The sequence below is a fragment of the Pseudomonas sp. EA_105y_Pfl2_R69 genome, from assembly GCF_963970915.1.
GTDB lineage: Bacteria > Pseudomonadota > Gammaproteobacteria > Pseudomonadales > Pseudomonadaceae > Aquipseudomonas.
This window is the reverse complement of the sequence record NZ_CAXAOO010000003.1, coordinates 472,483-496,670: the sequence shown is the minus strand read 5'-3', so window position 1 is coordinate 496,670 and position 24,188 is coordinate 472,483. Positions and strand designations below refer to the sequence as shown.

Annotated in this window: 20 protein-coding genes and 1 tRNA gene; 2 read left to right on the top strand and 19 right to left on the bottom strand. The window is 61.2% G+C overall.

Going from position 1 to position 24,188, the window contains the following annotated elements; all coding sequences use genetic code 11:
• Window positions 1-3: 3 nt before the first annotated feature.
• The 11 genes from rbfA to rlmE form a co-directional block, all read right to left on the bottom strand.
• On the bottom strand, window positions 4-411 hold the full coding sequence (gene rbfA, locus AACY13_RS11645; RefSeq protein WP_339461639.1) for a 30S ribosome-binding factor RbfA: 408 nt from the start codon (window positions 409-411) through the stop codon (window positions 4-6).
• 119 nt (window positions 412-530) lie between these two features.
• A complete protein-coding gene (gene infB / locus AACY13_RS11640; protein ID WP_339461638.1) occupies window positions 531-3,014 on the bottom strand; it encodes a translation initiation factor IF-2 in 2,484 nt (827 codons plus the stop codon).
• 27 nt (window positions 3,015-3,041) lie between these two features.
• Window positions 3,042-4,523 carry a transcription termination factor NusA gene (gene nusA / locus AACY13_RS11635; RefSeq protein ID WP_339461636.1) on the bottom strand — a complete coding sequence of 494 codons (1,482 nt, stop codon included), beginning with the start codon at window positions 4,521-4,523 and terminating at the stop codon, window positions 3,042-3,044.
• A gap of 68 nt (window positions 4,524-4,591) precedes the next feature.
• Window positions 4,592-5,053, bottom strand: a complete 462-nt coding sequence (gene rimP / locus AACY13_RS11630) for a ribosome maturation factor RimP (RefSeq protein WP_339461820.1) — start codon at window positions 5,051-5,053, stop codon at window positions 4,592-4,594.
• Window positions 5,054-5,354: 301 nt separating this feature from the next.
• Window positions 5,355-5,440 (bottom strand) — tRNA-Leu (locus AACY13_RS11625).
• A gap of 22 nt (window positions 5,441-5,462) precedes the next feature.
• The gene (gene secG, locus AACY13_RS11620; RefSeq protein WP_325503284.1) at window positions 5,463-5,846 is read right to left on the bottom strand and encodes a preprotein translocase subunit SecG; all 384 of its coding nucleotides are present in this window, start codon (window positions 5,844-5,846) and stop codon (window positions 5,463-5,465) included.
• Between the two features lie 4 nt (window positions 5,847-5,850).
• Window positions 5,851-6,606 (bottom strand): triose-phosphate isomerase, encoded by a 756-nt coding sequence (gene tpiA, locus AACY13_RS11615; protein ID WP_339461635.1) that lies wholly within the window; start codon window positions 6,604-6,606, stop codon window positions 5,851-5,853.
• 65 nt (window positions 6,607-6,671) lie between these two features.
• The gene (glmM, locus tag AACY13_RS11610) at window positions 6,672-8,009 is read right to left on the bottom strand and encodes a phosphoglucosamine mutase (RefSeq protein ID WP_339461633.1); all 1,338 of its coding nucleotides are present in this window, start codon (window positions 8,007-8,009) and stop codon (window positions 6,672-6,674) included.
• Window positions 8,010-8,029: 20 nt separating this feature from the next.
• Window positions 8,030-8,881, bottom strand: coding sequence for a dihydropteroate synthase (folP, locus tag AACY13_RS11605; protein WP_339461632.1), 852 nt, complete (start codon window positions 8,879-8,881; stop codon window positions 8,030-8,032).
• An 8-nt stretch (window positions 8,882-8,889) separates the two neighbouring features.
• The gene (gene ftsH, locus AACY13_RS11600; RefSeq protein WP_339461630.1) at window positions 8,890-10,806 is read right to left on the bottom strand and encodes an ATP-dependent zinc metalloprotease FtsH; all 1,917 of its coding nucleotides are present in this window, start codon (window positions 10,804-10,806) and stop codon (window positions 8,890-8,892) included.
• Between the two features lie 199 nt (window positions 10,807-11,005).
• Window positions 11,006-11,629: a 23S rRNA (uridine(2552)-2'-O)-methyltransferase RlmE gene (gene rlmE / locus AACY13_RS11595; protein ID WP_339461628.1), complete on the bottom strand. Its 624-nt coding sequence runs from the start codon at window positions 11,627-11,629 to the stop codon at window positions 11,006-11,008.
• Window positions 11,630-11,731: 102 nt separating this feature from the next.
• On the opposite strand from rlmE, the gene yhbY reads away from it, so the two are divergent.
• Complete coding sequence (gene yhbY / locus AACY13_RS11590) at window positions 11,732-12,043, top strand: ribosome assembly RNA-binding protein YhbY (protein WP_339461627.1); 312 nt, start codon at window positions 11,732-11,734, stop codon at window positions 12,041-12,043.
• Between the two features lie 5 nt (window positions 12,044-12,048).
• On the opposite strand, the gene AACY13_RS11585 is transcribed toward yhbY, so the two are convergent.
• The 8 genes from AACY13_RS11585 to grpE all read right to left on the bottom strand — a co-directional run bounded on the left by AACY13_RS11585 (window position 12,049) and on the right by grpE (window position 22,319).
• Window positions 12,049-12,531: a DUF4149 domain-containing protein gene (locus AACY13_RS11585; RefSeq protein ID WP_339461625.1), complete on the bottom strand. Its 483-nt coding sequence runs from the start codon at window positions 12,529-12,531 to the stop codon at window positions 12,049-12,051.
• Window positions 12,503-12,979 carry a transcription elongation factor GreA gene (greA, locus tag AACY13_RS11580; protein ID WP_339461624.1) on the bottom strand — a complete coding sequence of 159 codons (477 nt, stop codon included), beginning with the start codon at window positions 12,977-12,979 and terminating at the stop codon, window positions 12,503-12,505. The genes AACY13_RS11585 and greA overlap by 29 nt, the downstream gene beginning before the upstream one ends.
• On the bottom strand, window positions 12,976-16,197 hold the full coding sequence (gene carB, locus AACY13_RS11575; protein ID WP_339461622.1) for a carbamoyl-phosphate synthase large subunit: 3,222 nt from the start codon (window positions 16,195-16,197) through the stop codon (window positions 12,976-12,978). Before carB ends, greA begins: the two co-directional genes overlap by 4 nt.
• Window positions 16,198-16,233: 36 nt before the next feature.
• Window positions 16,234-17,382 (bottom strand): glutamine-hydrolyzing carbamoyl-phosphate synthase small subunit, encoded by a 1,149-nt coding sequence (carA, locus tag AACY13_RS11570; protein ID WP_339461620.1) that lies wholly within the window; start codon window positions 17,380-17,382, stop codon window positions 16,234-16,236.
• A gap of 223 nt (window positions 17,383-17,605) precedes the next feature.
• Window positions 17,606-18,409 (bottom strand): 4-hydroxy-tetrahydrodipicolinate reductase, encoded by an 804-nt coding sequence (dapB, locus tag AACY13_RS11565; RefSeq protein WP_339461618.1) that lies wholly within the window; start codon window positions 18,407-18,409, stop codon window positions 17,606-17,608.
• Between the two features lie 71 nt (window positions 18,410-18,480).
• A complete protein-coding gene (gene dnaJ, locus AACY13_RS11560; protein ID WP_339461616.1) occupies window positions 18,481-19,611 on the bottom strand; it encodes a molecular chaperone DnaJ in 1,131 nt (376 codons plus the stop codon).
• Between the two features lie 122 nt (window positions 19,612-19,733).
• Window positions 19,734-21,650, bottom strand: coding sequence for a molecular chaperone DnaK (dnaK, locus tag AACY13_RS11555; protein WP_339461615.1), 1,917 nt, complete (start codon window positions 21,648-21,650; stop codon window positions 19,734-19,736).
• A 99-nt stretch (window positions 21,651-21,749) separates the two neighbouring features.
• Window positions 21,750-22,319 (bottom strand): nucleotide exchange factor GrpE, encoded by a 570-nt coding sequence (grpE, locus tag AACY13_RS11550; protein ID WP_339461613.1) that lies wholly within the window; start codon window positions 22,317-22,319, stop codon window positions 21,750-21,752.
• 155 nt (window positions 22,320-22,474) lie between these two features.
• Here grpE and recN point away from each other — a divergent pair, with 155 nt between their 5' ends.
• Complete coding sequence (gene recN / locus AACY13_RS11545) at window positions 22,475-24,148, top strand: DNA repair protein RecN (protein WP_339461611.1); 1,674 nt, start codon at window positions 22,475-22,477, stop codon at window positions 24,146-24,148.
• Window positions 24,149-24,188 lie beyond the last annotated feature (40 nt).

Here is a 24,188-nt window from a genome sequence, read left to right as displayed (position 1 = left end):
GGCTTACTCCTTGACCTCGGCAGGCTCATCGCCGTGCTGACGGTCTTCACTGACCGCACGCTCAATCAGCGCCGACAACTGCGCACCGCGAATCACACTCTCGTCGTAATGGAAGCGCAGGTTCGGCACGCTGCGCAGCTTCATCGCCCGCCCTAACTGCATACGCAGGAAGCCGCTGGCATCGTTGAGCACCTTGAGGCTCTGCGCCACGACGTCCACACCCTCTTCAGGCTCACCACCCATAAAGGTGACGAACACCTTGGCGTGGCTGGAGTCGCGACTGACTTCCACCGCGGTCACGGTCACCAGGCCGCCGAGACGCGGGTCCTTGATTTCCATGCGAATCAACTGCGCCAGTTCGCGCTGTATCTGGTCGCCGATGCGCTGAGCCCGGCTAAATTCTTTGGCCATTTCTACTACCTTCACTCGCCACGATGCCGCTAAGCGCATCGGACCTAAAAGCGGCAAACGCCCGGCCGCGCATAAACGGGGCCGGGCGCTGCATATTGCAACTCGCTGCTACATGCCTGTTACAGGCTGCGAGCCACTTGGACTTTCTCGAACACTTCGATCTTGTCGCCGACCTTGACGTCGTTGTAGCTCTTCACGCCGATACCGCACTCCATGCCGTTACGCACTTCAGCAGCATCGTCTTTAAAGCGACGCAGGGATTCCAGCTCGCCTTCGAAGATCACCACGTCGTCACGCAGTACGCGGATTGGACGGTTACGGTGAACCGTACCTTCAACCACCATACAACCGGCAATCGCACCGAACTTCGGCGAGCGGAACACGTCACGCACTTCGGCGATACCCAGGATATTCTCGCGAACATCGCTGCCGAGCATACCGGTCAGGGCTTTCTTGACGTCTTCGATGATGTCGTAGATCACGTTGTAGTAACGCATATCCAGACCTTCCTGCTCGACGATCTTGCGCGCACCAGCATCGGCACGCACGTTGAAGCCGAACAGTACAGCGTTGGAGGCCAGCGCCAGGTTGGCATCGGATTCGGTGATACCACCGACGCCGCCACCGACCACACGCACTTGCACTTCATCGTTACCCAGGCCGCCAAGCGAACCTTGCAGCGCTTCCAGCGAACCACGGACGTCGGATTTGAGGACGATATTCAGCGTCTTCTTCTCTTCCTGCCCCATGTTCTCGAAGATATTTTCCAGCTTGCCGGCATGCGCACGGGCCAGCTTCACTTCGCGGAATTTGCCTTGGCGGAACAGTGCAACTTCACGGGCTTTCTTCTCGTCAGCCAGTACGCTCATGTCGTCGCCAGCATCCGGAGTGCCGTCCAGGCCGAGAATCTCGACGGGGATCGACGGACCGGCTTCCTTGATTGGCTTGCCGTTCTCGTCAAGCATGGCGCGGATACGACCGTAGTTGGAACCGATCAGCACCATGTCGCCTTGACGCAGAGTACCGTCCTGAACCAGCACGGTAGCAACTGGGCCACGACCCTTATCAAGGCGCGACTCAACCACCACACCACGGCCCGGGGCCGACGGCGTAGCTTTCAGTTCGAGGATCTCAGCCTGCAGCAGTACGGCTTCGAGCAGCTCGTCAACACCAGTACCGACTTTCGCCGACACAGGCACGAACGGCGTATCACCGCCCCACTCTTCCGAAGTCACGCCGTGCACCGACAGCTCGCTACGGATGCGATCGAGGTCAGCACCTGGCTTGTCGATCTTGTTTACTGCAACCACCAGCGGTACGCCCGCAGCAACAGCGTGCTGAACGGCTTCAATGGTCTGCGGCATCACGCCGTCGTCCGCTGCAACCACCAGAATCACGATGTCAGTCGCCTTGGCACCACGAGCACGCATCGCGGTAAACGCGGCGTGGCCCGGGGTGTCGAGGAAGGTAACCATGCCACGCTCGGTTTCTACGTGGTAGGCACCGATATGCTGGGTGATACCACCGGCTTCGCCAGCAGCCACCTTGGCGCGACGGATGTAGTCGAGCAACGAGGTTTTACCGTGGTCAACGTGACCCATTACGGTCACAACCGGTGCACGAGAGAACGACTCACCCTCAAACTTCAGGGACTCGGCCAGTGAATCCTCCAGGGCGTTGTCGCTGACCAGCTTGACCTTGTGGCCCAGCTCTTCGGCGATCAACTGGGCAGTTTCCTGATCCAGGACCTGGTTGATGGTCACCGGAGTGCCCATCTTGAACATGAACTTGATCACTTCGGCGGCTTTAACCGACATCTGCTGAGCCAAATCGCCCACAGTGATGGTTTCGCCAATCGCTACATCACGTACCACTGGCCCGGTTGGGCTCTGGAAACCGTGAGCATTACGTTTCTTCAACTTGCCCTTGCCTCGGCCGCCACGACGGAAGCTATCGCTTTCCTCGTCAGTGGTGCGCGGAGCAACACGTGGAGCAGGGGCCTTTTCCTTGACGGTTGGGCGATGCTGGGTGGTCTTGCGCTCACCGCCACGACGATCGGCGTCGTCATTGCGCGCCTTGTCCGGGCGACGCGGCTCGTCCTTCTTGCGTTCTTCAACGGCCGGAGCGGCAACCACTGGCAGCTCCACAGCGGCAACCGGTGCCGCCGCTGCAGGCGCGTCGGGCGCAGCGCCAGGGCGCGCAGCTTCTTCGGCGGCGCGACGCTTGGCTTCTTCTTCAGCCTTCAGACGCGCAGCTTCCGCCACCGCGCGCTGCTCGGCCAGCTCACGCTGCTTTTCCGCTTCGATTTCTTCAGGACTGCGCTTGACGAAGGTTTTCTTCTTGCGCACTTCGACGCTGATGGTCTTGCTGCCGGCAACCCGCAGGGTGCTAGTGGTCTTGCGCTGCAAGGTAATCTTGCGCGGCTCTTCCACCTTGTCGCCGTGGCTGCTCTTGAGATGGGCCAACAGGGCCTGCTTCTCGCTGTCGGTCACCGCTTGCTCGGCACTTTTGTGCGGCAAACCTGCCTCACTCATTTGCTGCAGCAGGCGTTCAACCGGCGTATTGACCACTTGGGCCAGTTCTTTCACCGTGACTTGCGTCATGTATTCCTCTCCTCAGGCCGCAACTACTTACTCGAACCAATGGGCTCGGGCGGCCATGATCAACTTGCCGGCACGCTCAGCGTCGATACCGTCGATGTCGAGCAGGTCATCAATCGACTGCTCGGCCAGGTCTTCGCGGTTAATAACGCCGCGCACTGCCAGTTCATGCGCAAGCGCCTTATCCATCCCCTCAAGCGAGAGCAAGTCTTCGGCTGGGTGGGCATCTGCCAGCTTTTCCTCGTTGGCGATGGCTTTAGTCAGCAGGCGATCTTTGGCACGAGCGCGAAGCTCGCTGACGATATCCTCGTCAAAACCATCGATGCTGAGCATTTCTTCCATCGGTACGTAGGCAATTTCTTCAAGGCTGGTGAAGCCCTCCTCGACCAACACCTGGGCCAGTTCTTCATCAACTTCCAGCTCGTCGATAAAGTTCTGCAGGATGTCGCCTGTTTCCGCCTGCTGCTTGGCCTGGATGTCCGCCTCGGTCATCACGTTCAGGGTCCAGCCAGTCAACTGACTGGCCAAACGCACGTTCTGACCGCCGCGGCCAATGGCCTGAGCAAGGTTGTCTGCGCCAACGGCGATGTCCATGGCATGGGCATCTTCGTCGACAATAATGGCGGCCACTTCAGCCGGCGACATGGCGTTGATCACGAACTGCGCGGGATTGTCATCCCACAGCACGATGTCCACACGCTCGCCCGCCAATTCGCCCGATACGGCCTGCACGCGCGAACCGCGCATGCCGATACAGGCACCCTGCGGATCGATACGCTTGTCCTTGGAACGCACGGCCAGCTTGGCGCGCGAACCCGGATCACGGGACGCGCCCATGACTTCGATCAGCTCTTCGGCGATTTCCGGCACTTCGATGCGGAACAACTCGATCAGCATTTCCGGCGCGGTACGCGACAGGATCAGCTGCGGGCCGCGGTTCTCGGTGCGAATTTCCTTGAGCAGGGCGCGTAGACGCACACCGACGCGGAAAGTCTCGCGGGAGATGATGTCTTCACGGGCCAACAGTGCTTCGGCATTGTTACCCAGGTCGACGATCACGCTGTCGCGGGTGACCTTCTTCACGGTGCCGGAGATGATTTCCCCCAGGCGCTCGCGATAGGCTTCAACCACCTGCGCACGCTCGGCTTCGCGTACTTTCTGCACGATGACCTGCTTGGCGGTTTGCGCCGCGATACGGCCGAACTCGATCGACTCGATCTTCTCTTCCAGCACGTCACCGACTTTTGCGTTGGCTTCAACGGCACGCGGCATGTCGGTGGTGACCTGATGGGCCGGGTCGTCGAAGTCGCTTTCCTCGACCACCGTCCAGCAGCGGAAAGTCTCATAGTTGCCGGTCTGGCGGTTGATCGCCACACGCAACTCGACTTCGTCTTCAAAACGCTTTTTGGTCGCCGTGGCCAGGGCCAGTTCCAGCGCCTCAAAAATCACACTCGCCGGCACGCCCTTTTCGTTGGACACCGACTCAACAACCAGCAGTACTTCTTTGCTCATCGTACGCCTCGCCTTTCGCAATCCATTGGATCCTGCGCAATCCGCGCAGCTCTCGCGGGATCCGCGTCTCAATCAAATCTGGGGATGATATTGGCCTTGTCGATCAAGTCGACCGGCAACAGGAATTCGTGGTCGTCCACCTGCACCACCACATCCTGCTCTTCCACGCCGCGCAGAAGGCCCTGAAAGTTGCGTCGCCCCTCGAAAGGCGAACGCAGCTTGATCTTTACCTGCTCACCCGCATGAGCGGCGAACTGCTCCAGCGTGAACAGGGGCCGATCCATGCCTGGCGAGGACACCTCAAGGGTGTACTCGGCACTGATCGGATCCTCGACATCGAGGACGCCGCTGATCTGCCGACTGACAATTTCACAGTCTTCGATCACTACGCCATCAGGCTGTTTATCAATATAAATTCGCAGCAGGGAATGCCGCCCCTGCGACAGGAACTCGACACCCCAACATTGATAGCCAAGAGCCTCGACTACCGGGGCCACCAAGGCCTGCAACTGTTCTAGCTTGCTCGACACCTGAACCCCTCGCGCATGCTGTGCAAATAAAAAATGGGCGAAGCGCCCATCATCGAACCGCCCTCTAAAGGCCGGCAAAGCTGTCACCCAGCTAGCAAAAAGCCCCTGAAAAGGGGCTCCGCTACATCTGATTGCGGGGGGCTGGACTTAACCAGCCATCTTCGGGAAACCTCCCGAGGAGCGACCTTGTTGCTCTATCCCGCATCAAAGCTGGGGCCGAAGTATACGACCGAACCCCACAGGGGGTCAACCGAAGCTCCAGCAACAAGAAAGCCCGCATGTAGCGGGCTTGCTTGTAAATTGGTACCGAGGAGGGGACTCGAACCCCTACAGCCTATGGCCACTACCACCTCAAGGTAGCGTGTCTACCAATTCCACCACCTCGGCAAAATCGTTTACTGCCTACTACTTACTGCTGCTCTGGGGCCTGAGGTACATCCGCCGCTTCAACAGCCGGCGTAGTGGCTTCCAAAACTGGTACATCTTCAACAGCCGGCTTGGCCTGCTGAACTTCCAGGACTGCCGGATCAGGCAAACCAACCTGAGCCATGCCATCAGCTTTGTCTTTAGCTACGTACGCTAAGCCCAAGCTAGTCATGAAAAAAGCGGTGGCGAGTATAGCAGTAACGCGACTCAAAAAGGTAGAGGAACCTTGGCTACCGAAAACAGTAGCGGAAGCACCCGAACCGAAAGACGCGCCAGCATCGGCACCCTTACCCTGCTGCAGCAGAACCAGCGCAACCACACCGATCGCACCCAGCAGATGAAAAACTACTACGACTGTTTCCAGCATCATGTCAGCTTCCTGCGGCGCGACAGATCGCACCGAACTCATCCGCATTCAGAGAGGCTCCACCCACAAGCCCCCCATCGATATCCGGCATACCGAACAACTCGGCAGCACTGGCGGCCTTGACACTGCCGCCATAAAGAATTCTTACCCCACCAGCCAACTCGGCATCTTGCGTCGCAAGCTGGGCGCGAATCGCCGCGTGCACTTCCTGGGCCTGCTCCGGCGAAGCCGTCAGCCCGGTGCCTATCGCCCAAACCGGCTCATAGGCAATCACGGCACGCTCAAACACCTGCACACCCAACTCGTCCGCAACAGCAGCCAACTGCCCCGCCACCACCGCCAGCGTTTCGCCCGCCTCGCGCTGCGCCAGGGTTTCCCCTACACACAACACCGGGATCAAACCGCATGACTGCGCCGCAGCAAACTTGCGCGTGACAACCGCATCAGACTCACCGAGCAACAAGCGGCGCTCGGAGTGCCCCACCAACACCAGTGAGCAGCCCGCATCCAGCAACTGAAACGCGGCGACTTCACCAGTCAGGGCACCTTGCTGCGGCTCAGTCGCACAATCCTGCGCACCCACCACAACCGCCTTGCCTGCCAACTCAGCGCTCACCTGCACAAGGTGCACACTGGAGGGAAACACTGCTATCTCGACATCATCAGGCAACACCTGACGATCTAGACCGTTGATCAGCTCTGCGACGCTGGCGCGGGTACCGTGCATTTTCCAGTTACCAGCTACCATTGGGCGACGCATGCTTTACCTCGTCGGTCAAAGAGGGCGCAGATGTTACCCAACGGATTCAGGACTGGCAAGCCGAATCAAGCACATACCTGCGCAACAACCTTAGCTAATTCATCGGCATAGCCGCGCACCTGGCCTTCATCGTCACCTTCGACCATGACTCGCACCAGTGGCTCGGTACCGGATTTGCGCAACAGCACCCGCCCGCGCCCCGCCATCTGTTCGGTCACTCGCGCACTGGCCTCCTGCACGGCGGCATGCTCAAGCGGATCGACACCACCGGCGAAACGCACGTTGACCAGCACCTGAGGACACTTCTGCATGCCCTGGCGCGCCTCGCCCAGGGTCTGCTCGCGGCGCTTCAGCGCCATCAGCACCTGCAGCGCCGCGATGATCGCATCCCCGGTGGTGGTGTACTGGAAGCACACCAGGTGACCCGAGCCCTCGCCGCCCAGCTGCCAGTTGCGCGCCAGCAACTCGGCGATCACATAACGGTCGCCCACCTTGGCGCGCACGAAGGGAACGCCCAGATCGGCCAGGGCCAACTCCAGCCCCAGGTTGCTCATCAGAGTACCGACCACACCGCCCTGCAGCTTGCCGCGCTCGTGCAGATCCCGGGCGATGATAAACAGCAGCTCATCGCCATCGACCAGGGTACCGGTGTGATCGACCATCAACACCCGATCGGCATCGCCGTCGAAGGCGATCCCCAGATCCGCATGACGCGCCACCACCTCGGCCTGCAGCGTCTCCATATGGGTAGAGCCGCAACCGGCATTGATATTCAGCCCGTCCGGCTGCGCCGACAGCACATGCACCTCAGCCCCCAGTTCGCGAAATACGCTGGGGGCCACCTTGTAGGCCGCGCCATGGGCGCAATCGATAACGATCTTCAGCCCGGCGAAGCTGGTATTGCTCGGCACGCTGCTCTTGCAGAACTCGATATAGCGCCCGGACGCATCGTTGATGCGCGAGGCCTTGCCGATCTGTGCCGACTCGACCACGGTCATCGGCTGATCGAGCAATTCCTCGATCATCAGCTCGACCTCGTCCGGCAGCTTGGTACCCTGACTGGAGAAGAACTTGATGCCGTTATCGTCATGGGGGTTGTGCGAGGCACTGATGACGATCCCGGCGTCGGCCTGGAAGGTGCGCGTCAGGTAGGCAATGGCCGGGGTAGGCATGGGCCCGAGCAACTGCACATCGGCACCGGCGGCGGCCAGGCCGGCCTCAAGCGCCGACTCGAACATATAACCGGAGATCCGCGTGTCCTTGCCGATCAAGATGCGGCACTTGCCCTGCTTGCGAAAGGCCATGCCCGCCGCCCAACCCAGCTTGAGCATAAAGTCCGGGGTAATCGGAAAGTCGCCAACACGCCCGCGAATACCATCGGTACCAAAATATTTTCTAGCCATGACTCGGATTCCTTGAATACTTATTCGGCCGCCTCAACTGCGGCCAGCATGCGCACCACATCGACCGTTTCGGCGACATCATGCACCCGCAGGATATGTGCGCCCTTGGTGATGGCCAGAGCCGCCAGGCCCAGGCTGCCATACAGCCGCCCACCAACCTCATGCCCGAGCACCTTGCCGATCATGCTTTTGCGCGAAACCCCGACCAGCAGGGGGCGACCCAGGCCATGCAAGGTTTCCATATGCTTGAACAGGCGGAGATTGTGCTCCAGGGCCTTGGCGAAACCAAAGCCTGGATCGAGGATCAGCCGCTCGGCGGCTATACCAGCCGTCGCACAGGCGACCATGCGCCCGCGGAGAAAATCCCCCACCTCAAGCAGCACATCGGCATAGTGCGGATTCTGCTGCATGGTGGTCGGCTCGCCGCGCATATGCATCAGACACACCGGCAGGCCGCTATCGGCCGCCGCATCCAGGGCACCGTCGCGCTGCAGCGAGCGCACGTCGTTAATCAACCCGGCCCCCAGACGCGCAGTTTCGCGCATCACCGCAGGCGTCGAGGTATCCACCGAGATGATCACATCCAGTTCGGCGGCAATGGCCTCGACAATCGGCGCAACCCGCTCCAGCTCCTCGACCGGGGAAACCGCACGGGCACCGGGGCGAGTCGACTCGCCACCGATATCGATCAGGTTCGCCCCGGCGCTCAGCATCGCCTCGGCATGGCGCAGGGCCGCATCGCGCTGACTGAAACGCCCGCCGTCGGAGAATGAATCGGGGGTTACATTGAGGATGCCCATCACTTGCGGACGACTTAAATCAAGAAACCGGCTACCACAGGGCAGCCGGTCAAAGGTTGGTACGGCAGACATGTCGAACCTTAGTGCTCGGCGGCCGGGCCACCAATGGGTTTATCTGCGGACTCGGGGACCTCAACAGGCGCGGTGGGCGTACCGTTATTATCGTCGCCACCCTGCCAGCCCTTGGGCTCGCGCGGTACAAGACCGTTCATGATGTCCTCGATCTGCTCGGCATCGATGGTTTCGTACTTCATCAGCGCTTGCGCCATGGCATCCAGCTTGTCGCGATTTTCCTGCAACAGCTGCTTGGCGGTGCCGTAGCACTCGTCGATGATGCTGCGCACTTCCTGGTCGATCAGCTTGGCGGTGTCGGCCGAGACATTGCTCTGCGGGCTGCCCATGCTGCGACCGAGGAACACCTCGCCCTCCTCCTCGGCATACATCAGCGGACCGAGCTTTTCCGACAGTCCCCACTTGGTGACCATATTCTTGGCCAGCTGGGTGGCACGCATGATGTCGTTGGATGCACCGGTGGTGACACCATCGAAGCCCAGGGTCATCTCCTCGGCGATACGGCCACCGAACAGCGAGCAGATCTGACTGATCAAGGCGCGCTTGCTCAGGCTGTAACGGTCCTCTTCCGGGAGGAACATGGTCACACCCAGAGCGCGGCCACGGGGAATGATCGATACCTTGTAGACCGGGTCATGCTCGGGCACCAGACGGCCCACGATGGCGTGACCGGCTTCATGGAAGGCGGTGTTGAGCTTTTCCTTGTCCGACATGACCATGGTCTTGCGCTCGGCACCCATCATGATCTTGTCCTTGGCCAGCTCGAACTCCTTCATCTCCACCACGCGCTTGCCGGCGCGGGCAGCGAACAAGGAGGCTTCGTTAACCAGGTTGGCCAGATCGGCACCGGAGAAGCCCGGGGTGCCGCGAGCAATCATCGCCGGCTGGACATCTTCGCCCATCGGCACTTTGCGCATATGCACTTTGAGAATCTGTTCGCGACCGCGGATATCCGGCAGGCTGACCACCACCTGGCGGTCGAAACGGCCCGGGCGCAGCAGCGCGGGGTCGAGCACGTCAGGGCGGTTGGTAGCGGCGATGACGATGATGCCATCGTTCATTTCGAAACCGTCCATCTCCACCAGCAACTGGTTGAGGGTCTGCTCGCGCTCGTCGTGACCGCCGCCCATACCCGCACCACGATGACGACCGACGGCGTCAATTTCGTCGATAAAGATGATGCAGGGCGCATGCTTCTTCGCCTGCTCGAACATATCGCGTACGCGGGACGCACCGACACCGACGAACATCTCGACGAAATCCGAGCCGGAAATGGTGAAGAACGGCACCTTGGCTTCACCGGCAACCGCCTTGGCCAGCAAGGTCTTACCGGTACCCGGCGAGCCAACCATCAGTACGCCACGGGGAATACGCCCGCCGAGGCGCTGGAACTTGCCCGGATCACGGAGGAATTCCACCAGTTCGCTGACTTCTTCCTTGGCCTCGTCGCAGCCGGCGACGTCGGCGAAGGTAGTCTTGACCTGGTCTTCGGACAGCAGGCGCGCCTTGCTCTTGCCGAAGCTCATCGGCCCGCCCTTGCCGCCCGCACCACCCTGCATCTGGCGCATAAAGAACATAAACACCGCGATGATCACCAGGATAGGGAAGCTGGCGACCAGCAACTGGGTCCAGATGCTCTGCTGCTCGGGCTGCTTGCCGACGATTTCGACATTGTTGTCGATCAGGTCCTTGATCAGGCCGTTGTCCTGGATCGCCGGACGCACGGTCTCGAACGAAGAGCCATCGCCGCGCACGCCGCTGATGATAAAGCCGTCGACGGTCACCCGCTTGACGGTGCCATCCTGGACCTGCTGGATAAACTCCGAGTAGTTGAGTTTGTTCGACTCACTCGGGCTGGAAAAATTGTTCATCACCGTCACCAAGACGGCGGCGATGATCAGCCACAGGACCAGATTCTTTGCCATGTCGTTCAATTAGCTACCCTCTGCAGCAGGCCTCGTCTCGAAGCGTGCTTCGCATGACGACCAGTTATGTACCGATCTAACTTACTACACAACGCCCGCACCTGGCAGACGCCGTCTGTAACCCTTTATTTGCCGGCAACCCGCAGCACGTCGCCCATACAGCCTTGGACTGGCCTGACGACGCATGGTTGCATGCCACTCAAAGCCCGCGAAAACCGCGGGCCAGCATATATTGCTCGCGGGAGCGGTCGCGCGAGGACAAGGGTTTGCGCATCTGCACCTTGTCGAACATCTGCCGTACCTGCTTGTGGTACAGATCGAAACCTTCACCCTGGAAGATCTTGATCAGAAAATCCCCGCCCGGACGCAATACCCGGGTCGACAGATCCAGGGCCAGCTCGCACAGGTACATGGCGCGCGGCTGATCCGACTCCCTTACCCCACTCATATTGGGGGCCATATCGGAAATCACAAGGTCTACCGGCTGATTGCCAATCGCCTCGAGGATCTGCGCGAACACCGCATCGTCGGTAAAGTCGCCCTGCACGAAGGTGACATCGGGGATGCTGTCCATCTCCAGGATATCTGACGCGATCAGCCGGCCCTTGTCGCCGATCACTCGACTGGTGACCTGGGACCAGCCACCAGGCGCGGCCCCCAGATCGACCACGGTGATGCCCGGGCGCAGGATTCGATCCTTTTCCTGGATCTCCAGCAGTTTGTAGCTGGCGCGCGAACGGTAGCCGTCCTTCTGCGCCATTTTCACGTAGGGATCATTGAAATGCTCTTTCAGCCAACCTTGACTGGTCTTGGAACGGGCCACGCAACACCTCGAACTTTACAAAGCATGAATATCTGGGCGGGTCACGGGACGCTCGGGTAAACTAGCCGCCGTTTTTACCAGATTAAATGCAGGAATCAGATTATGCCGCTCACTCAAGAGCAGAAGAAACAATTCAAATCTATCGGCCACCACCTGAAACCCGTATTGATCGTGGCCGACAATGGTTTGACCGAAGGCGTGCTGGCCGAACTGGAGCGCGCCCTGAGCGATCATGAACTGATTAAAGTGCAACTGCGCATCGTCGAGCGCGAAGCTCGCCTGGCGGCCATCAACGAACTGTGCAAGGCCGGTCATGCCGATCTGGTGCAGGTTATCGGCAAGATGGCCCTGATTTACCGCAAGAACCCCAAGCCGAACAAGAACCTGTCGAATATCCACCGCCAGCACGGCTGACAGCTTCAAGCTGCATGCTTCTTACCCCCGGGGGAGGCATGCAGCTTAGCGCCGGGACCGCCCGGAACAGGCTGCAACACCAGCAGCAAGCCGCAGAACGCCATCACCAGATAGCTGAACATCAGCCAGAGTCCGGCCGTCTCGGGCATAAGGCGCTGCGCACTCAGATAACAGGCAGCCATCAGCAGCACCATCAGCAGTAACTGCCCGCGCATATCCCGCCACAGACTCGCCAGCCCTTCGCCACGCACCAGTACCAGCACCTGCACACCAGCGCAAGCCGCCGCCAACCCTACCAGCAGCGGACGCAGGGTATCGCTCAGCGTCTCGACCAAAAGTGAAGCCAGGCCGGTCTTGGCGATGGCCGGCAACAGCAGGAAATGCAACAACCAGAGACCGCCAACCCAGAGGGTCTGGGCCAGCAGCCAGCTGATCGCCCCGGCATCGCGCGCAGCGGGCTTAGAGATGGCGGACCTCGACGATCTCATACTCGACCGCACCGCTCGGCGTCTTGACCATCACCACATCGCCCTCCTCCTTGCCGATCAGGGCGCGGGCGATAGGCGAGCCGACCGACAGCTTGCGCTGTTTGATATCGGCCTCATCCTCGCCAACGATCTGGTAGGTCACGCTCTCGTCGGTTTCTACGTTGGCGATCTCCACGGTGGTGCCGAAAATCACCTTGCCGGTGTGCTCGATGCCGGTGACATCGATCACCACCGCATTCTGCAGGCGACCCTCGATATCGCGGATACGTGCCTCGACCATACCCTGCTGCTCGCGGGCGGCATGGTATTCGGCGTTTTCCTTGAGGTCGCCGAGCTCACGCGCCGTACCGATGTCCTGGCTGAGCTTGGGGCGCACCACCTTGGTCAGGTGGGCCAGTTCTTCTTCCAGGGCACGCGCGCCCTGGACGGTCATGGGGTATTTGATCATGCCTTGATTCCTGCATGCAGATCCTGCAGGCGACGCACGGTCTTCTCGGGACCGAACTTCAGCGCCTCACAGATCGCCTGCCCCGCCGCGATGGTGGTGGTGCAGTAGATCTTGTGCTGCAGAGCGTTACGACGGATGGAGTAGGAGTCCGCGATGGACTGACGCCCTTCGGTGGTGTTGATGATCAGGGTGACTTCGTCGTTCTTGATCATATCGACCACGTGCGGACGGCCTTCGGTGACCTTGTTGACCCGGCGCACTGGCAAGCCAGCCGCCTCGATCACCTTGGCGGTGCCGGCGGTGGCGACCACCTCGAAGCCCAGCTCGACCAGATCGCGAGCGACCTGAACCGCTTGCGGCTTGTCGTCCTCGCGCACGCTGATAAAGGCCACGCCGGCGTTGGGCAGAATCTCGCTGGCACCCAGCTGGGCCTTGGCGAAGGCCTCGCCGAAGCTGTCGCCGACCCCCATGACCTCACCGGTGGACTTCATTTCCGGGCCGAGGATCGGATCGACGCCCGGGAACTTGGCGAAGGGGAATACCGCTTCCTTGACGCTGTAGAAATTGGGAATGATTTCCTCGGTGAAACCGACTTCGGCCAGGGTCTTGCCGGCCATCACCCGGGCACCGAGCATCGCCAGGGAGATGCCGATGCACTTGGAGACGAACGGCACGGTACGCGAGGCGCGTGGATTGACTTCGATAACGAAGATGTCCTCGCCCTGCACCGCCATCTGCACGTTCATCAGGCCGATCACGCCGAGCTCCAGGGCCATTTTCTTGACCTGGTCGCGGATCTCGTCCTGGATATGCGCCGGCAGCGAATACGGCGGCAACGAGCACGCCGAGTCGCCGGAATGCACGCCAGCCTGCTCAATGTGCTGCATGATCGCACCGATCACCACGGTCTCGCCGTCGCAGATGGCATCGATATCGACTTCGATAGCGCAGTTGAGGAAGTGGTCGAGCAGCACCGGGCTGTCGTTCGACACCTTCACCGCTTCACGCATATAGCGCTTGAGTTCTTCTTCCTGGTAGACGATTTCCATCGCCCGGCCGCCCAGTACATAGGACGGGCGCACCACCAGCGGATAACCGATGACCTTGGAAGCGGCCAGAGCCTCTTCTTCACTGCGCGCGGTGCAGTTAGGCGGCTGACGCAGGTGCAGGCGCTGAACCATCTGCTGGAAGCGCTCGCGGTCTTCGGCGCGATCGATGGCATCCGGCGAGGTGCCGATGATCGGCACGCCGGCTTCTTCCAGGGCGCGACAGATCTTCAGCGGGGTCTGGCCGCCGTACTGCACGATCACGCCTTTGGGCTGCTCGACGCGGACGATTTCCAGCACGTCTTCCAGGGTTACCGGCTCGAAGTACAGGCGGTCGGAAGTGTCGTAGTCGGTGGAGACGGTTTCCGGGTTGCAGTTGACCATGATGGTCTCGTAACCGTCTTCACGCAGGGCCAGGGCGGCGTGTACGCAGCAGTAGTCGAACTCGATGCCCTGACCGATGCGGTTGGGGCCGCCGCCGAGGATCATGATCTTGTCGCGCGTGGACGGGTTAGCCTCGCACTCTTCCTCGTAGGTCGAGTACATATAGGCGGTGTCGCTGGCGAATTCGGCGGCGCAGGTATCGACGCGCTTGTACACCGGCAGCACTTTCAGCTTGTGGCGGTGGCTGCGCAGGCTCTTCTCGGAGATGCCGAGCAGCTTGGCCAGGCGGATATCGGAGAAGCCCTTGCGCTTGAGCTTGTACATCTGATCGCGGTCGATGCTGGCCAGGCTCAGGGTCTTGATCCGCTCTTCGTCCTTGATCAGATCTTCGATCTGCACCAGGAACCACTCGTCGATACGGGTCAGTTCGAAGACTTCTTCGACCGTCTTGCCGGCGCGGAAGGCATCGGCCAGGTACCAGATGCGGTCGGCACCCGGCACGATCAGCTCGCGTTTGAGCGTGCTTTCCGCTTCGGGATCGTTCAGATCGAGCATCGGATCGAAGCCGGACACGCCGACTTCCAGACCGCGCAGGGCTTTCTGCATGGATTCCTGGAAGGTACGACCGATGGCCATCACCTCGCCGACGGATTTCATCTGGGTGGTCAGGCGGGCGTCAGCCTTGGGGAATTTCTCGAAGGCGAAACGCGGGATCTTGGTGACGACGTAATCGATCGCCGGCTCGAAGGAGGCCGGGGTGCGGCCGCCGGTGATGTCGTTGCTCAGCTCGTCGAGGGTGTAACCGACGGCCAGCTTGGCGGCGATCTTCGCGATCGGGAAGCCGGTGGCCTTGGAAGCCAGTGCCGAGGAACGCGATACGCGCGGGTTCATCTCGATGACGACCATACGCCCGGTGTTCGGGCAGATGCCGAACTGCACGTTGGAGCCGCCGGTTTCCACGCCGATCTCGCGCAGCACCGCCAGCGATGCGTTACGCAGGATCTGGTATTCCTTGTCGGTCAGGGTTTGCGCCGGAGCCACGGTGATCGAGTCGCCGGTGTGCACACCCATGGGGTCGAAGTTTTCGATGGCGCAGACGATGATGCAGTTGTCCTTCTTGTCGCGGACCACCTCCATCTCGTATTCCTTCCAGCCGATCAGCGATTCATCGATCAGCAGTTCGCTGGTCGGCGACAGATCGATACCGCGGGCGCAGATCTCTTCGAACTCTTCGCGGTTATAAGCGATACCGCCGCCGGTGCCGCCCATGGTGAAGGACGGACGGATGATGCAGGGGAAGCCGACCTTCTCCAGCACGCCGTAGGCTTCTTCCATGTTATGCGCGATGCCGGAAACCGGGCAGGCCAGGCCGATGTCTTTCATCGCCTTGTCGAAGCGCGAACGGTCTTCGGCCTTGTCGATGGTGTCGGCGTTGGCACCGATCATTTCCACACCGAACTTTTCAAGCACGCCGTGTTTTTCCAGGTCCAGCGCGCAGTTCAGCGCGGTCTGGCCGCCCATGGTCGGCAGCAGGGCGTCCGGACGCTCCTTCTCGATGATCTTGGCCACGGTGGACCACTTGATCGGCTCGATATAGGTGGCGTCGGCCATGGCCGGGTCGGTCATGATGGTGGCCGGATTGGAGTTGACCAGGATGACCCGGTAACCCTCTTCCTTCAGCGCCTTGCAAGCCTGGGCACCGGAGTAATCGAACTCGCAGGCCTGGCCGATAACGATCGGCCCGGCACCGAGGATCAGGATGCTTTTGATATCTGTACGTTTTGGCATAGCGGTTACTCGAATCCTTGGGTCGGTCGGCGAGGTTTAGCGGCGCTTGGCCATGGCTTCGATAAAACGGTCGAACAGCGGGGCCACATCGGCTGGGCCGGGGCTCGCTTCGGGGTGACCCTGGAAGCTGAAGGCGTCCTTGTCGGTCCGTTCGATGCCCTGCAGGGAACCGTCAAACAGCGACTTGTGAATCGCCCGCACATTGCTCGGCAGGCTGGCCTCGTCCACGGCGAAACCGTGGTTCTGGCTGGTGATCATCACTACGCCTGTGTCCAGGTCCTGCACCGGGTGGTTGGCACCGTGGTGGCCGTGGCCCATTTTCAGGGTCTTGGCACCGGAGGCCAGGGCCAGCAACTGGTGACCGAGGCAGATGCCGAAGACCGGGATATCGGTTTCCAGCACATCCTTGATCGCCTGGATCGCGTAGTCGCATGGCTCGGGATCACCCGGGCCGTTGGACAGGAACACGCCATCGGGATTCAGCGCCAGCACCTCGGCAGCAGGCGTCTGCGCCGGCACCACGGTCACCCGGCAACCGCGCTCGACCAGCATGCGCAGGATGTTCAGCTTGACCCCGTAGTCGTAGGCGACCACGTGGTACGGCAACTCGCTGGCCGGAATTTCCGGGTGGCTGTCGTCTTTCAGATTCCACACACTGGAGCGCCACTCGTAGCGCTCGGTGCAGCTGACCACTTTGGCCAGGTCCATGCCCTTGAGGCCGGGGAAGCTGCGCGCCAGGTCCAGGGCCTTCTCTTCGGTGGCGTCATCGCCGACCAGGATGCAGCCGTTCTGCGAACCCTTTTCGCGCAGGATCCGGGTCAGGCGACGGGTATCGATGCCGGCGATGGCGACCGTGCCGTTTTCCTTCAGGTATTCATCCAGCGGCTGCTTGTTGCGCCAGTTACTGGAGGTCAGCGGCAGGTCACGAATGATCAGGCCGGCGGCCCAGACCCGATTGGACTCGGCGTCTTCCGGCGTGGTGCCGGTATTGCCGATGTGCGGGTAGGTCAGGGTGACGATCTGCTGGGCATAGGAAGGATCGGTAAGGATTTCCTGATAGCCGGTCATGGCGGTGTTGAAAACCACCTCTCCAATAGTCTGGCCATCGGCACCGATGGCCTCGCCGCGAAAAATGCTGCCATCTGCTAGAGCCAGGATGGCAGGTTTAAGGGCTGGCTTACTCAAGAAAACCTCCGAAGATCGAAACGTGAAGCAAACGCAGATTGTAAAAAAGCGGGATGACGTATCAACCGTCACCCCGCTTTTTTATCTGATTCATTCTGCGCAACTTTAGTGGACACACTAAAGCGGGAAGCTTACAGAAAAATGCCTTTTTGGTCCACCGCAAGATGCGAGCAACTCGCAAAAAGGCATCCGACGCCTGACAGGCCGCTTAATTGAACCCCAGTCAAGTGAGACCCAGCACATCCTGCATGTCGTACAGACCAGGCTGTCGCCCCTGCAGCCACAGCGCCGCGCGCACCGCGCCCTTGGCGAAGGTCATGCGGCTCGAAGCCTTGTGGGTGATTTCCACCCGCTCGCCCTCGGCGGCGAACAGTACGGTGTGATCACCCACCACATCGCCGGCACGCACGGTGGCGAACCCTATGGTCTCGCGCTCCCGCGCACCGGTCTGACCCTCACGCCCGTAGACCGCGACTTTCTGCAGGTCGCGCCCCAGGGCATTGGCGACCACCTCGCCCATGCGCAGCGCAGTGCCGGACGGCGCATCGACCTTGTGCCGGTGATGGGCCTCGATGATCTCGATATCCACCTCGTCGCCCAGCACCCGCGCCGCGGTATCCAGCAACTTCAGGCACAGATTGACGCCGACGCTGAAGTTGGCGGCAAACACGATCGGAATCTGCTTGCCGGCATCATTCAGCAACTGCTTCTCCTGCGGGGAAAAGCCGGTGGTGCCGATGATCATGGCCTTGCCGGCCTGGCGACAGATTTCCAGATTTTTCAGGGTGACCGACGGATGAGTGAAGTCGATCAGCACATCGAAACGATCCAATACCGCCTGCAGATCGCCCACCAGGGCGACGCCAATCTTGCCCTGGGCGATCAGCTCACCGACGTCGGCACCGACCAGGCTGCTATCGGCACGATCGATGGCCGCGCTCAGTTGCGCATCCTCGGCCTGCTGCACCGCTTCGATCAGGGTCTTGCCCATGCGCCCGGCGGCGCCCATTACTGCGATACGTTGCATAGCTATCAGCTCCAAGCTGTCGCGACAGGTTGCAGCCGCCGTCCAGCGACCGCACAGCCTGTCAGCGAAATTTACAGGTCGCCAAAGAAGCGCTTTACGCCCTCGAACCAGCCATTGGCCTTCGGCGAGTGCGAACTGTCGCCCTCCAGGGACATGCGGAACTCGTCCAGCAGCTCACGCTGACGCTTGTCCAGATGCACCGGGGTTTCCACCACCACCTTGCACATCAGGTCGCCGGCACCGCCGCCGCGCACCGGGGCCACACCCTTGCCACGCAGGCGGAACATCTTGCCGGTCTGGGTGCCTTCCGGAATCTTCAACTTGACCCGACCATCCAGGGTCGGCACTTCCAGCTCGCCGCCCAGGGCCGCGTCGGCGAAGCTGATCGGCACCTCGCAGTACAGATGTTTGCCGTCACGCTGGAAGATCGCGTGCTCGCGCACATTGACCACCACATACAGGTCGCCCGCCGGACCACCCATGGCCCCGGCCTCGCCTTCGCCGGACAGACGAATGCGGTCGCCGCTATCGACGCCCGCAGGCACCTTCACCGACAGGGTCTTGTGCTCTTCCACCCGACCATGACCATGACAGGAGCCACAGGGATCGGTGATCATCCGGCCACTGCCGTGGCAGCGCGGACAGGTCTGCTGCACCGAGAAGAAGCCCTGCTGCATGCGCACCTGACCAATACCGCCACAGGTGGTACAGGTCACCGGACTGGTGCCCTTCTTCGCCCCCGAACCGTCGCAGGTCTTGCAACCCACCAGGGTCGGCACGCGAATGGTCACCGTGGTGCCACGCACCGCTTCTTCCAGATCCAGCTCCAGGGTGTAGCGCAGGTCACTGCCGCGCTGCGCGCCGCCCCGCTGACCGCCACGACCGCCGGCACCGCCGAAGAAATCGCTGAATACGTCGCCGAAGATATCGGAGAAATTGGCACCGCCAAAACCGGCACCGCCGCCACCCATCTGCGGATCGACCCCGGCATGACCGTACTGATCGTAAGCCGAGCGCTTGCCGGCATCGGAGAGAACTTCGTAGGCCTCGTTGGCCTCCTTGAACTTCTCTTCCGAGTCTTTATCGTCGGGATTACGGTCCGGGTGATGCTTCATGGCCAGGCGACGGTAGGCCTTTTTCAGCTCCGCTTCGCTGGCACCGCGCTCGACACCGAGCACCTCGTAATAGTCACGTTTAGCCATAAGTCTTCAATACCTTCAAATCGTCTGCTCCAGACACGCCAACGCGGGAGCAAGCTCCCGCGCGGCGAAACATGCCGGACGCGACTCGCGTCACGCCCGGCCAGAGCGGCATAAGCTCGCGCTTACTTGTTTTCCTTGACCTCTTCGAACTCGGCGTCGACTACGTCGTCCGCTGCGTCCTTGGCCTCTTCGCCGTCCTGGGCCTGTGCGCCCGGCTGCGGCTGCTCGGCGTACATCTTCTGCGCCAGCGGGGCGGTGGCCTCGGACAGGGCATTCATCTTGGCGTCGATATCCGCCTTGTCGTCACCCTTGATCGCCACTTCCAGCGCGCTCAAAGCGGTTTCGATGGCGGCCTTCTCATCGGCAGTGGCCTTGTCGCCCGCCTCGGTGATCATCTTGCGGGTGGCATGCACCAGCTGATCGCCCTGGTTACGCGCAGTGGCCAGCTCTTCGAACTTGCGATCTTCCTCGGCGTTGACCTCGGCATCACGCACCATCTGCTGGATTTCTTCCTCGGACAGGCCAGAGTTGGCCTTGATCACGATGGACTGAGTCTTGCCGGTGGCCTTGTCTTTCGCGCCGACATGCAGGATGCCGTTGGCGTCGATGTCGAAGGTCACTTCGATCTGCGGCACGCCGCGCGGTGCCGGCGGAATCTCGGCCAGGTCGAACTTGCCCAGGGACTTGTTCTGCGCGGCTTGCTTGCGCTCGCCCTGCAGCACGTGAATGGTCACCGCACCCTGATTGTCGTCGGCAGTGGAGAACACCTGGGACTTCTTGGTCGGGATGGTGGTGTTCTTCTCGATCAGCGCGGTCATCACCCCGCCCATGGTTTCGATACCCAGGGTCAGCGGCGATACGTCGAGCAGCAGCACGTCCTTGACGTCGCCGGCCAGTACCGCACCCTGGATGGCTGCACCCATGGCCACGGCTTCGTCCGGGTTGACGTCCTTGCGCGCTTCCTTACCGAAGAAGTCGGTTACCAGCTTCTGCACCAGCGGCATGCGGGTCTGACCGCCGACCAGGATCACATCGTTGATCTTGCCGACATCGATACCGGCGTCTTTCAGGGCGATGCGGCACGGCTCGATGGTGCGCTGCACCAGGTCTTCGACCAGCGATTCCAGCTTGGCGCGGGAAATCTTCACGTTGAGGTGCTTGGGACCGCTGGCATCCGCGGTGATATACGGCAGGTTGACGTCGGTCGACTGGCTCGAGGACAGCTCGATCTTGGCTTTCTCAGCGGCTTCTTTCAGACGCTGCATGGCCAGCGGATCGCCCTTGAGGTTCATCCCGCTTTCTTTCTTGAATTCGTCGACCAGGTAGTCGATCAGACGGATATCGAAGTCTTCACCACCGAGGAAGGTGTCACCGTTGGTGGCCAACACTTCGAACTGGTGCTCGCCATCGACTTCGGCGATTTCGATCACGGAAACGTCGAAGGTACCGCCACCCAGGTCATAGACGATCACGGTGTGGTCGCCCTTGGCCTTGTCCATACCGTAGGCCAGAGCGGCTGCGGTCGGCTCGTTGATGATGCGCTTGACGTCCAGACCGGCGATGCGACCGGCGTCTTTGGTGGCCTGACGCTGGCTGTCGTTGAAGTAGGCAGGAACTGTAATAACCGCTTCGGTGACCGCCTCGCCGAGGTAGTCTTCGGCGGTCTTCTTCATTTTCTTCAGAATCTCAGCGGAGATCTGCGGCGGTGCCATCTTCTGACCGTTGACTTCGACCCAGGCGTCGCCGTTGTCGGCCTTGACGATCTTGTAAGGCACCATCTGGATGTCTTTCTGCACGACATCCTCTTCGAAACGACGACCGATCAGACGTTTCACCGCGTACAGGGTGTTGTGCGGATTGGTCACCGCCTGACGCTTGGCCGACTGGCCGACGAGAATCTCGCCGTCGCCTGCATAGGCGATGATCGACGGCGTAGTACGAGCGCCTTCGGCGTTCTCGATAACCTTGACGTTACCGTTTTCCAGAATGGAGACACAGGAGTTGGTGGTCCCCAGGTCGATACCGATAATTTTGCCCATCTTCACTCTCCCGAAACTTTGATAATCCCGCCGCCGATCGTTGTCAGCCGCGGTAGCACTAAAACGCTTGACTGTTTAATGGGGGCTATTCGCCGAATTTCAAGCCTGCTCATCGATTGATGGCGGCGCGTCCGCCGGTACCTTGCTGACCACCACCATGGCGGGGCGCAGCAGGCGACCGTTGAGCAGATAGCCCTTCTGGAACACCTTGAGCACGCTATTGGGCTCGACGCTGGCGCTCTCCTGCATCGCCATGGCCTGGTGGTGCTCCGGATTGAAGGGCTCGCCCTCGGGGTCGAGCGCCTCCAGCTGATGGCGCTTGAGGGTATCGCCGAACAGCTTGAGGGTCAGCTCCATGCCTTCGCGCACGGCCTTGATCGCCTCGTCGTCCGGGCTGGACAGCTCGAGACCGCGCTCCAGGCTATCGATCACCGGCAGCAGGTCGTTGGCGAATTTCTCCAGGGCGAATTTGTGCGCCTTCTCCACATCCTGCTCGGCGCGGCGGCGCACATTCTGCAGATCGGCAGCCATGCGCAGCGACTGATCCTGCGCAGTGGCCAGTTGCTCTTCCAGCGCTTGCACGCGGGCAACCAGGTCATCGCCCGCAGCCGCTTCGGCAGCTGTCTGTACATCGGGGTTCTGCGTATCCAGGGTCTGTTCGTCAGCCATGCGTCTCTCCTCTTAAAATCCGACGCGAGCCTCAACTCACGTGCCTGACCGCTATATGGGGCCAAAAAATGTGGTTTCAAGGACAGCAGACGGATTGTCAGCCCACAAAAAAACACTGTATAAATAACCAGACATGAACTTGGGAGGCCCTCGCCATGCTGGTGCACCTGTCCGTACACAACTACGCCATTGTTGAACACCTCGACCTGGAACTGGACGCCGGCATGAGCGTGATCAGCGGCGAAACCGGGGCTGGCAAGTCGATCATGCTCGACGCCCTCGGCCTGTGCCTGGGCGACCGCGCGGACAGCGGCGTGGTGCGCCCGGGGGCGGACAAGGCGGATATTCTCGCCAGCTTCGACCTAGACGACATCCCGGAAGCGCGTGCCTGGCTGGCCGAGCGCGACCTGGACAACGATGGGCCGTGCATCCTCCGCCGGGTGATCACCGCCGAAGGCCGCTCCCGCGGTTACATCAATGGCGCGCCCTGCCCTCAAGGCGACCTCAAGGCCCTGGGCGAGCGACTGATCGATATCCACAGCCAGCACGAACACCAGTCGCTGCTCAAGGCCGACACCCACCGCCGCCTGCTCGACGAATATGCCGGCAGCCAGGAACTGGCGCGCCAGGTGCAGCTCGCCGCACAGCGCTGGAAACAGACCAAAAGCGAACTGCAGCGCATCTCCAGCATCGGCGACGAACAGCGCGCCCGTCACCAACTGCTCAGCTACCAGCTCGAAGAGCTCGACAATTTGGCCCTGGGCGAGAGCGAGCTGGAACAACTGGAGCAGGAGCACAAGAACCTGACCAACGCCGAAAGCCTGCTCAGCGCCTGCCGCCTGGTGATCGAGCAGTGCAGCGAGAACGACGCCGGCAACGTACTCTCAGCCCTGACCGGCAGCCTCAACCGCCTCGGTGCCTTCCAGGGCCAGCCCGGTGCCCTGAGCGAAGCCACCAACCTGCTGGCCAGCGCGCAGATCCAGGTCGAGGAAGCGGTCGGCGAGCTGAACCGCTTTCTCGACCACTTTGACGCCGATCCCGAGCGCCTGCAGCAGATGGAAGAGCGCCTGGACGCCATCTACACCCTGGCACGCAAGCACCGCATCCATCCCGGCGAGCTGATCGCCATGCAACAGCAGCTATTCGAAGAACTGGAAGGGCTCAATGCCGACGATCAGGCCGCCGAACGCCTGGGCGAAGAACTCGGTGCCTTCGAACGCCATTACCAGGAAAAGGCCACGGAGCTAAGTGAACTGCGGCATAAGGCCGCCAGCGCACTGGCCGCGGCGGTGGAACTGGAAATGCAGAACCTGGGCATGCCCGGCGGGCGCTTCAGCATCAAGCTTAGTGCCAATCCCAACAGCGAGCCGCACCCCAACGGCCTGGAGCAACTGGAGTTTCTGGTCAGCGCCAACCCCGGGCAACCACTGAAAGCCCTGGCCAAGGTCGCCTCGGGCGGCGAACTGTCACGCATCAGCCTGGCAATCCAGGTGATCACCGCACAAACCTCACGGGTACCGACCCTGGTCTTCGACGAAGTCGACGTCGGCATCGGCGGCCCCACCGCCGAAGTGGTCGGGCAGCTGCTGCGCCGCCTCGGCGAACGCGGCCAGGTGCTGACCGTCACCCACCTGCCACAGGTGGCGGCGCAAGGTCACCAGCACCTGTTCGTACACAAGGTGCGCGACAGCGATGCCACCCGCACCGCCGTGAGCAAGCTGAGCCCCACGCAGCGGGTCGAGGAAATCGCCCGCATGCTCGGCGGCGTCGACCTGACCGAAGAATCCCTGGCCCACGCCCGACAGATGGTCGGCAGCGTCCAGGTCTGATCGAGCAGACCACAGAAAGCACAAAGGCGACCCTTGGGTC